This is a genomic window from Vibrio sp. V10_P2A27P122 (assembly GCF_963874335.1).
GTDB lineage: Bacteria > Pseudomonadota > Gammaproteobacteria > Enterobacterales > Vibrionaceae > Vibrio > Vibrio anguillarum.
Window position 1 is genome coordinate 1 of sequence record NZ_CAWNHY010000233.1, and the last position, 10,642, is coordinate 10,642.

Annotated in this window: 9 protein-coding genes; all 9 read right to left on the reverse strand. The window is 45.7% G+C overall.

Annotated features, from left to right (window positions below; all coding sequences use genetic code 11):
• Positions 1–200: 200 nt before the first annotated feature.
• A complete protein-coding gene (gene der / locus AACQ17_RS09620) occupies positions 201–1,688 on the reverse strand; it encodes a ribosome biogenesis GTPase Der (protein WP_029388206.1) in 1,488 nt (495 codons plus the stop codon).
• 149 nt (positions 1,689–1,837) lie between these two features.
• Entirely contained in the window at positions 1,838–2,998 is a 1,161-nt protein-coding gene (gene bamB, locus AACQ17_RS09625; RefSeq protein ID WP_026027694.1) for an outer membrane protein assembly factor BamB, read from the reverse strand.
• A gap of 12 nt (positions 2,999–3,010) precedes the next feature.
• Entirely contained in the window at positions 3,011–3,625 is a 615-nt protein-coding gene (locus AACQ17_RS09630) for a YfgM family protein (protein ID WP_013857490.1), read from the reverse strand.
• Between the two features lie 38 nt (positions 3,626–3,663).
• Positions 3,664–4,932, reverse strand: coding sequence for a histidine--tRNA ligase (gene hisS / locus AACQ17_RS09635; RefSeq protein WP_094148109.1), 1,269 nt, complete (start codon positions 4,930–4,932; stop codon positions 3,664–3,666).
• A 25-nt stretch (positions 4,933–4,957) separates the two neighbouring features.
• On the reverse strand, positions 4,958–6,082 hold the full coding sequence (gene ispG, locus AACQ17_RS09640) for a flavodoxin-dependent (E)-4-hydroxy-3-methylbut-2-enyl-diphosphate synthase (protein WP_010320399.1): 1,125 nt from the start codon (positions 6,080–6,082) through the stop codon (positions 4,958–4,960).
• Between the two features lie 8 nt (positions 6,083–6,090).
• Positions 6,091–7,035 (reverse strand): cytoskeleton protein RodZ, encoded by a 945-nt coding sequence (gene rodZ / locus AACQ17_RS09645; protein ID WP_094125631.1) that lies wholly within the window; start codon positions 7,033–7,035, stop codon positions 6,091–6,093.
• 301 nt (positions 7,036–7,336) lie between these two features.
• A complete protein-coding gene (locus tag AACQ17_RS09650; RefSeq protein WP_026028096.1) occupies positions 7,337–8,458 on the reverse strand; it encodes a bifunctional tRNA (adenosine(37)-C2)-methyltransferase TrmG/ribosomal RNA large subunit methyltransferase RlmN in 1,122 nt (373 codons plus the stop codon).
• A 209-nt stretch (positions 8,459–8,667) separates the two neighbouring features.
• Entirely contained in the window at positions 8,668–9,093 is a 426-nt protein-coding gene (gene ndk, locus AACQ17_RS09655; RefSeq protein ID WP_013857494.1) for a nucleoside-diphosphate kinase, read from the reverse strand.
• A 72-nt stretch (positions 9,094–9,165) separates the two neighbouring features.
• Entirely contained in the window at positions 9,166–10,461 is a 1,296-nt protein-coding gene (gene pepB / locus AACQ17_RS09660; RefSeq protein WP_026028095.1) for an aminopeptidase PepB, read from the reverse strand.
• Positions 10,462–10,642 lie beyond the last annotated feature (181 nt).

Here is a 10,642-nt window from a genome sequence, read left to right on the forward strand (position 1 = left end):
TCTTTTGCCGAGATGTCGTACTCATTTTTTTTGATACTTATACAAAGCAGCAACGTTGCCGTGCTCTGTTTTTCACTCAATCATTTTGGTACTGCACTTCATTTCCAGACCGCCACGTTAGTGAGGTTCTATCGCCAATGATAAATTTTAGGCAAAAAAATACCCAAGTCTAAACTTGGGTATTTCAGTTATGAGGAAGGCTACTTGCTGCGTCCTTTCATCATCGTCATTAAGCGTTTACGTTTACGCTCTTGAGATAAGGTCAGCTTATTCACTTTTCCTTCAAATGGGTTATCACTGCTTTGGAACTGGATACGAATAGGCGTACCCATGATTTCTAAAGACTTACGGTAATAGTTCATCAAATAACGTTTGTAAGAATCTGGCAGCTCATTCACCAAGTTACCGTGTACAACGATAATCGGCGGGTTATAACCACCTGCGTGAGCGTATTTAAGTTTTACGCGGCGGCTACGAACCATAGGCGGTTGGTGATCATCGGTTGCCATTTTAAGAATACGAGTCAATACCGATGTACCAACACGTGTTGTCGCCGATTTATACGCTTCTTGAACCGATTCAAATAGATGACCAACACCCGTACCATGCAATGCAGAGATAAAGTGGATACGAGCAAAATCGACAAAGCCTAAACGGCGATCGAGCTCTTTCTTGACACGTTCTTTGACGTCGTTATCGAGCCCATCCCACTTATTGACTGCAAGCACTATCGAACGTCCGGCGTTTAGTGCAAAACCTAGCAGGCTAAGATCTTGATCTGAGATATTCTCACGAGCGTCAATGACTAACAGAACAACGTTTGCATCTTCAACGGCTTTTAAGGTTTTGACGACCGAGAATTTTTCAACTGTTTCGTTAATGCGAGTACGACGACGCACGCCAGCAGTATCAATCAATACATACTCGCGCTCATCACGCATCATCGGGATGTAGATGGAGTCTCGCGTCGTTCCGGGCATGTCGTAAACCACAACACGCTCTTCACCGAGAATGCGGTTGGTGAGTGTCGATTTACCGACATTCGGACGGCCAATGATCGCCAGTTTTATCGGCTGATCTTGCAGACGTTTGTATTCAGCTTCGGCTTCTTCTTCGGTGTAATCTAACTTTTCTTCTTCGGCATCTTCAAAGTCGGTTAGATCTTCGATTTCGCCTTCAGCCTGCTCGATCATTTCTTCAGCAAGTGGATTCAAAGCTCGGTCGATAAGGATCCCAACACCACGGCCATGAGCGGCAGCAATTTGGTACATTTGATCGACGCCCAATTGCCAAAACTCAGCACTTGCAGCATCAGCGTCAATGCCATCCACTTTATTCACGACTAAAATAGCGCGCTTTTCAATCTTACGCAGATGTTGGGCTATCACTTCATCAGCCGCCGTTAAACCAGCGCGACCATCAACCATAAATAGCACAACATCAGCTTCATCAATCGCGGCCAATGACTGTTGAGCCATTTTCGTTTCTACACCCTCTTCACTACCATCAATACCGCCGGTATCGATAACAATGAAGTCGTGCTCACCCAATTTAGCTTGGCCATATTTACGGTCACGCGTTAAACCGGGGAAATCCGCCACCAACGCATCGCGAGTGCGAGTTAATCGGTTAAACAACGTAGATTTACCGACATTGGGACGCCCAACAAGAGCAACAACAGGAACCATACTAACCTCTACAATATTTTCTCTTATGTAGTTATAGGTAAACACTTGCTAGCAAGCATTAAATTTTTACCTATAACCACATCTATTTATTCAATAAAACGGCCCCTAACTGTTACCAGCCAGGAGCCGAATGTGAATTATATCACGATTTATTTTTTAATCGTCAGTTTCTTTACATTGCCATTACGGGTCATGCTGACATAACCATCATCGACAGCGAGAGGACTCACCGCAAAACCGCTCTTATCAACCAACTGTTGGGCAACGAATTCACCACTGCTGCGATCAATCCAATGTAGATACCCTTCACTGTCACCTAGCACAAGGTAGCCATTGATAATCGCTGGTGCAGTTAGCAAACGGTGTTCAAGCTGTTTGTTGCTCCAAAGTTCGGTACCGCTTCTTGTATCCACAGCCACCACATGATCTTTGTCGGTCACCACAAATAATCGGCCACCATCGCTAGCCATGTCTGTTGCTGAAGAGTAATTCCGCTTCCAAGCTGGTTTGCCCGAACGCAGATCAATGGCGATCAACTGGCCATTAAAACCAACCGCATACAGCATGCCGCCAATCACGATAGGTGAGGCATCAACATCGACTAGACGGTCAATTTCAGTGGCACCTTTAGGCATGCCAATCGGTTGTTGCCAAATCAACTGACCACGCTCAACGATAGCGGCAGCAAGACGGCCACCTGAGGTTCCCCAAAAAACACCGCCCGATACCGCAACAGGTTTGCTGTCACCTCTCAACGTTAAATTAGGAACTTCAGTACTGATGGTCCATTTTTGCTCACCCGTCGCTTGGTCTAAACTCACCAAAGTGCCACGACTGGTATTAACAATGATCATGTTCGCATCTGCAGCCGGAGCTGCTAGCACTTCACCGTCGACTTTAACTTGCCATACAAGCTCGCCCGTAGCTTCATTAAGCGCAGTGACTAAACCGTTTTCACTACCAATGTAAATTTGGCTATAGGCCGCCGCTATACCGCCGGATAAACGCATGGTGCCATCTTGTTCAAGATCGGTTTTCCACAGCTCTTTACCCGTTTTAGGGTTCAAGGCTTTCACCAAACCATCACGGCTAGCAATAAATACTTTGTCGTAAGCGTATTCTGGAGATAACTTTGAGAAGTAATGCCCTACGCCATCACCAATCGATGTGCTCCACTGAGTTGTGGGCGTAAATTCACTCGTTACCATTGGCACAGGAGCCATGATAATGGTGTCTTCTTCACTAGCACACCCTGCAAGTGCTCCAAGCACAACGGCAGAAACGAGCACTTTGTTGAACAACTTTTTCATCAACTTGTGCCCTTATTTGGCAAGATCGTCCAGTTTCATCTGTAGCGTTTGGCTTGCATCGTCAGCTTGTTGTGCTTCCGTGTATGCCGCATAAGCCGCGTCCGTGTCGCCTTTACGCAATGAGATATCACCACGCAGTTCCGCAATGCGTCCCGCCCACCCTTTCTCTGTGATGGTCGTAAGATCAGCTAAGGCGGCATCAAACTGGCCTTGTTCCGCTTTAATACGGGCCACGCGATAGGTCGCTAACGGTAGAATAGCATCATCTTTGGTGTTTGCTTTTGCCCATTCAAGCTGCGCTAAAGCTTCATCAATTTGACCCGCTTCTACTTGAACTTTTGCAAGTTGTAGTGCGGCTAAGACAGCATATTCTGTACCTTTATTACTATCAATAAAGCTCTCAACAACCATCTCTGCTTCTGCGCCTTTTGCAGCTAACTGAGTTACCGCTTTGCTATAACTTTCAGAAGCGGCTTCTTGCGCAGCAATAACGCTATCTTGGTAGTAACGCCAACCAAACAAGCCACCAAGGCCAATTACAGCACCAAAGATCACGGCTTTACCGTTCTCTTTCCACCAATCTTTTATCGCTTCAACTTGTTGTTCTTCAGTATCGTAGAGTTCCACTTCCTGTCCTCTTTAATAGATGTCTCAAATGCGCTTGCTTACACAAGATGCGTCAGTTTGCTCGCGACTTCAGTTTGAGAAATCGTAATTTGTTCACCACCGATAAGATCTTTGAGAACTACTGTGCTTTCTGCGACTTCATCTTCGCCTAATACCAAAGCCACCGCAGCGCCCACTTTATCAGCACGTTTAAATTGTTTTTTGAAGTTACCACCACCAAAATGGTTCATAACACGCAGCCCCGGAACCTGTTCACGCAACTGCTCAGCAAGTTTCATTGCTGCCATCATAGTGCCTTCACCCGCACTGACCATGTACACATCGACACTGCGACGCACATCGGTCAGTTCCAGTGTTTCCATCATCAGCACTAAGCGCTCTAACCCCATGGCAAAACCCACTGCTGGTGTCGCTTTGCCACCCAGTTGTTCTACCAAGCCATCATAACGTCCACCGCCACAAACCGTACCCTGAGCACCTAAGCTTTCAGTGATCCACTCAAATACGGTGCGGTTGTAGTAGTCTAGGCCGCGCACCAAGCGCTCGTTAACTTGGTATTCGATACCCGCAGCAGTAAGAAGTTCACATAAGCCTGCAAAATGTTGCTTCGATTCTTCATCTAGATACTCAGACAATTTGGGTGCGTCACCTAAAATCGCTTGAATATCTGGATTTTTAGTATCGAGTACACGCAGTGGGTTGGTGTACATGCGACGTTTGGCATCTTCATCCAACACCTCTTGATGCTGCTCTAAATAGTCAATCAAAGCGGTGCGGTAATTGGCACGCGCTTCAAGAGAACCAATTGAGTTCAGTTCCAAACGAACATGTTTGTCGATGCCTAATTCACGCCACAAACGCGCGGTCATCATAATCAGCTCGGCATCAACATCAGGGCCATCCAGGCCAAATACTTCAACCCCACATTGGTGGAATTGACGGTAGCGCCCTTTTTGCGGACGTTCATGACGGAACATCGGCCCCATGTACCATAAACGTTGCTCTTGGTTGTAGAGCAAACCATTTTCGATACCAGAACGGACACAACCTGCGGTACCCTCTGGGCGAAGCGATAAACTGTCACCATTGCGATCTTCAAAAGAATACATCTCTTTTTCAACCACATCGGTCACTTCACCGATCGCACGGCTAAATAGATGTGTCATCTCAACGATAGGCATACGTACTTCACTGTAGCCATATGCACTAATCACGTTTTTCACTGTGCCTTCCACTTTTTGCCAAAGTGGAGACTGAGTTGGGAGGCAGTCGTTCATGCCTCGAATTGCTTGAATTGTTTTTGCCACAATACTTACCGTAAGGTCGTTGAGATTAATTTTGTTCGATTTGAGTCACGTTGATTCGGTTCTTCTCATCGAGAATAGAGGCCTTCGCGCGAATTTTCGCTTCGAGTTGGCTGACCAGATCATCGTTATCAAAACGCTCTTTCTGGCGGACGCCGTCTTCGTAGAATGCACTTTTCTTGTTGCTGCCAGCCAAACCAAGATGAGAAGCTTCAGCTTCACCTGGGCCATTAACCACGCAACCGATGATCGAGACATCCATAGGTGTCAAAATATCTTCCAAACGTTGCTCTAACGCATTGACTGTGGCGATCACATCAAACTCTTGACGTGAACAGCTTGGACAAGCGATGAAGTTAATGCCTCGCGAACGAATACGCAGCGATTTAAGAATATCAAAGCCGACTTTGATCTCTTCGATCGGATCCGCAGCCAGTGAAATACGCAGCGTATCACCGATGCCTTCGGCAAGCAGCATACCTAAGCCCACTGCCGATTTAACTGCACCGGCTCTTGCGCCTCCTGCTTCCGTAATACCAAGATGCAGAGGTTGGGCAATCTGTTTAGCCAGTAAACGGTAGGAATCAACGGCGAGAAAAACATCCGATGCTTTAACGCTGACTTTGAATTGATCAAAGTTGAGTCTTTCAAGAATATCGACATGACGCATCGCTGACTCGACTAAAGCGGCCGGTGTTGGCTCACCATATTTCATTTGGATCTCTTTTTCGAGCGACCCACCATTCACGCCAATCCGAATGGGTATGTTCTTGTCACGTGCGCAATCGACCACGGCGCGAATACGTTCTTCGTTGCCAATGTTACCAGGGTTGATACGCAAGCAATCAACGCCATATTCGGCGACTTTCAACGCAATGCGGTAATCAAAATGGATGTCAGCCACCAGCGGGATGGATACTTGCTGCTTGATCAACTTGAACGCTTCTGCCGCGTCCATTGTCGGTACTGAAACCCGTACGATATCAGCCCCGACTTTTTCTAACGCTTTAATTTGGGCGACCGTTGCCGCAACATCGGTAGTGCGCGTGTTGGTCATAGATTGAACAGCAATAGGAGCACCATCACCGATGGGCACATTACCGACATAAATACGCGTCGATGAACGACGCTTAATTGGAGATTCGTGTTGCATAGTATTTTCTAAGGTAAGGTGAATCGAGCGACTTTACCGGAAGTATACCCAGAAAGGTCTACAGGTTCACTTGCAAATGTCATTGAAACGCTTTCAGGCGCGCCAAGAATGATTTGAAACGGAGCTTCACCTTGCAAGGTTACGGTTTGCCCTGATTTTTTAATCCCAGTGGAAAGGGTTTTGCCTGCTGCATCTTTCACCTGAATCCAACAATCTGCGCTGAATGTGAGTGTGAGAGGAGCGTATGGATTCGTTGCATCCTGCGGTGGCGTCTTATCCAATACAGGATCGTTGCTCGCACTCAGGTCGGCTTCGGCTGTATCATCTTCAGGTGAAGGGATAAGTTCTGCAGCCTGAGTGTTGATTTCTACAGGGATATCCACCGCTTCTGCTTCTACTTGAGATTCGTCAACCGTAGGCACTAATTCAGGAACGGTCGTGAAATCCTCATCTCGCAAACGTTCAACCGATGTCGACGTGATTGATGGTGAACTCTCAACCACAACATTCTCTTGTTCTTGGTTTTGCCACCACCATAATGAGGAAATACCAATAATGATGGCAAAAATACCCCACGTCAGCGTCATAATACGGCTATCGTGTTTCTCTCGCTTGGTTTTCTTCGAAAAACTTTGCATCGGTTGCTCAGCGACAACCGTAGGATAGCAATCATCAAAGGAAGCTAAAATAACTGACTCTTTGATCCCGACGGCCTTCGCATAGGAACGTAAATAACCGCGAGTAAACGTCGCCACTTGGTCCGAGGCGAAGTTATTCTCTTCTAAACTCTGAATGATAGAGAGACGTAACCGCAACCTATCGGCAACTTGCTTTTGCGTTAATCCCAACGCTTCACGCTTTGCCTTTAATAAAGTACCGGGTTGCACCGTGTCTGTTTTTACATCTGCAATAATCTGTTCTTGTTCAGTAGTCATCCGTTTTGTACATCTCATTATGTTATGGCTCGAATGGCACCGTCATCACTTTTATTGTTATTAGTTCGTAGTAATAAAATGGTGCATTCCAACACGGTGAAAAATTTGCATTCATTGATGCAGGCGACAGTTCAAATTTAACATTACGTCAGTTAGCAATTCTAATGGATATTTGACGTTAAACAACATGGCTTTAGGAAAGAAATTACAGCTAGGTCAATATTTTTCATAAAATTGACGTCAAAATCGCGGAAAATTATTTCAAATGGTAAAAATGCACAAAGCCAGAGGAATCTCTGGCTTTGCTTTATCATCCGATTTAGACCGATTTGACAGGAATGACATCGCCACCCATTTGTTTCATTTTGGTCCGTTTGGTTCTATCAATCACATCACCTACTAGCTGCCCACAAGCGGCATCAATATCATCACCACGAGTTTTACGCACCGTCACTGTGTGTTCATACTGCATCAGTGTTTTTTGAAAACGGTCAATACGTGAATTACTCGGTTTTTTATAAGGTGAACCGGGATAAGGGTTAAATGGGATCAGGTTAATTTTGCACGGCGTGCCTTTCATCAACTTAGCCAATTCGTGCGCGTGGTCCATATCGTCATTGACGTGATCCAGCAGCACATATTCCACCGTAACCTTGCCACGGTTTGCGTTTGAAGTGGCGATATAACGACGCACTGAGGCTAAGAAATCTTGAATATCCCAGCGATCATTGATCGGCATAATTTCGCTGCGTAATTTGTCATTGGGTGCATGCAATGAAATCGCTAATGCAACATCGATTTGCCCTGTCATTTGATCAAGACCAGAAACCACGCCCGAAGTGGACACGGTGACACGACGTTTTGACAAGCCAAAACCTAAATCATCCAGCATGATCTCTAACGCTGGGATCAAGTTTTTCATGTTGAGCAAAGGCTCGCCCATCCCCATCATTACTACGTTAGTAATCGGACGACGACCCGTCTCTTTCTCAAGGCCAATTTCTCTCGCTGCGCGCCAAACTTGCCCGATAATTTCAGACACTTTGAGGTTACGGTTAAAACCTTGCTGAGCCGTTGAACAGAATTTGCATTCCAGAGCACAGCCAACTTGGGAAGAGACACACAAAGTCGCTCGGTCTTCCTCTGGGATGTAAACCGTTTCAACATCTTGATCTCCTACACGCATCGCCCACTTAATCGTACCATCAGACGAATGTTGTGCTTGTGAAACGATCGGCGCGCGAATTTCACAGCGTTGTTGCAGTTGCTCACGCAGTTTCTTGTTGATATTGGTCATTTGTTCGAAGTCATCACAACCAAAATGGTAGATCCACTTCATGACCTGATCAGCGCGGAACGCTTTTTCACTGAGCTCTTCAGCAAAAAATTTACGCAGACCTTGGCGATCAAAATCAAGTAGATTGACTTTTTCAATAGTCATGTGGCCTCTCAACGACGGAAACAATAAATAAGGGCGCGAATTGTACAGCCTTTATGCAGTAACAACAAGGGTTGTACAACCCTTCAATTACTAAGTCATTCAATGCTTGGCGGATTGTTTTTACTCTACAGTTCCCAATCATACGAGTATAAAAAAGCCTCACAACGTGAGGCCTTAATCGAAATAATTTGGGATAAAAAACGCCAAGATTAACGAGAGAAAATCTCTGATTCTGGGAAGAAAAAAGCGATTTCACGTGCCGCCGATTCAGGACTATCACTGCCATGAACTGAGTTATGGCGCATGCTTAATGCGTAATCAGCACGAATGGTTCCACATGCCGCTTCTTCTGGGTTAGTTTTACCCATTAATTCGCGGTAACGAGCAATAGCATCTTCACCTTCAAGCACTTGAGCCATGATCGGCCCTGAGGTCATAAATTCTTTTAGTGCTGGAAAAAACGCTTTGCCTTCATGCTCAGCATAAAAGCCGCTCGCTTGCTCTTCGTTCAAATGTACCATTTTCGCAGCGATAATACGCAAACCTGATTTTTCGATACGGTGATAGATTTCACCAATCAAGTTACGTTCTACCGCATCGGGTTTAATGATAGAAAATGTTCTTTCTAGAGCCATAAGGTTATCCTTTTTCTTTTGTTTTTTTAGTTATAGTGAACCGCCCAAAACAGAGAGTTGAGCGGTTTTTCATTATTGAGCTTGGTCGGTCAAAATGCGTGCTAATGTACGCACCCCCATTGCCGTTGCACCTGCGGCCCATTTATCGCTTGCTGATTTGCGGTAAGTACCAGCGCAGTCAAAGTGCAGCCACCCTTTTTTGTAATCTTCAACAAAGTAAGAGAGGAAGGCCGCTGCGGTACTTGCTCCCGGTGAATAATCACCTGAGCTGATGTTAGAGAGATCCGCAAAGCTTGAAGGTAACATAGAGCGATGAAACTCAGCCAAAGGCAGAGGCCATAAGCCTTCTTTCTCTTGGTGAGCTGCCACCAATGCCTGCTGGGATAAGCTCTCATCAAAGCTGAGTAGTGCATGGTAATCATTGCCGAGTGCATTTTTGGCGGCACCCGTTAATGTCGCGCAATCAATAATAAGCTGTGGTTTTTGCTCGTTGGCATAAATCAAGCCATCGGCCAACACTAGGCGGCCTTCTGCATCGGTGTTCATTATTTCAACTGTGGTACCGTTTTTATAAGTGATGATATCACCCAGTTTCAAGGCGCGTCCGGAAACCATATTTTCTGCACAACACAAAATGAGTTTCACACGTTTATTAAAACCACGCATGATAGCCAAACCAAGACCACCGGTGATCGTTGCAGCGCCCCCCATATCTGCTTTCATCGCCGACATAAAGTTGGACGTTTTTAAACTGTAACCACCAGAATCAAAAGTAATGCCTTTGCCAATTAAGCAAGCAAAAACAGGAGCACTTTCTTTTCCTGTCGGATTGTAATCGAGTTGCAGCATGGCTGACGTACGCTCGGAGCCGCGACCAACCGCATAAATACCTTCCCAACCTTCGGTGAGTAGATCTTTATCTTTGACAATGCGGTAGCTGACATGCTCAGGGGCTAGCGATTTGATGAACTCAGCCGCCATGGTCGCTAACTGACGCGGCGCGACTTCTTCAGCGCTTTTATTGATGATATCACGCGTCCATTCCGTCGCTTTAATACGATATTCTAACTCGGCTTGATCTGACTCACTCAGCGGTTGCCATTCTAGTGTGTTGAGTTTTTTCGCTTCACGATAACCTTGGTAGAAAGCCCAAATATTTTCTAAGTGCCAACCGTCACCTTGTAGGCTGATAGCTCTGATAGCTTGCCCATCAAGCTTACGAGCCGCGCGCTGAACCGCGCTGAGTTCATGCTCACTCTCAATAGCATGAATTGTGGCACCATTTTCTGAAAACGAAACAATCGCCTTTTCTCCCCACTGAGGCTGGGCAGCTTGTTGGCTGATAAATACGGACATCTTTGTAGACATGGTTTCTCCTTGCCTGAATATGGCCTCACCTGTGCCATTACGATTAAATAACCAAGGGATGTTAGCATTTTGTAGGGTCAAAATGTCAACTTGATAAAAAAACGGACCATTCGGTCCGCTCTTTTTAGTTAAAATTGTTAACTCTGTGATGTTTTACTGTTGTTTCTTATATACAACTGAT

Coding starts and splice junctions, on each gene's coding strand:
- der (WP_029388206.1), bottom strand. CDS start 1,688: ATGGTTCCTGTTGTTGCTCTTGTTGGGCGTCCCAATGTCGGTAAATCT.
- bamB (WP_026027694.1), bottom strand. CDS start 2,998: ATGAAAAAGTTGTTCAACAAAGTGCTCGTTTCTGCCGTTGTGCTTGGA.
- ispG (WP_010320399.1), bottom strand. CDS start 6,082: ATGCAACACGAATCTCCAATTAAGCGTCGTTCATCGACGCGTATTTAT.
- rodZ (WP_094125631.1), bottom strand. CDS start 7,035: ATGAGATGTACAAAACGGATGACTACTGAACAAGAACAGATTATTGCA.
- AACQ17_RS09650 (WP_026028096.1), bottom strand. CDS start 8,458: ATGACTATTGAAAAAGTCAATCTACTTGATTTTGATCGCCAAGGTCTG.
- ndk (WP_013857494.1), bottom strand. CDS start 9,093: ATGGCTCTAGAAAGAACATTTTCTATCATTAAACCCGATGCGGTAGAA.
- pepB (WP_026028095.1), bottom strand. CDS start 10,461: ATGTCTACAAAGATGTCCGTATTTATCAGCCAACAAGCTGCCCAGCCT.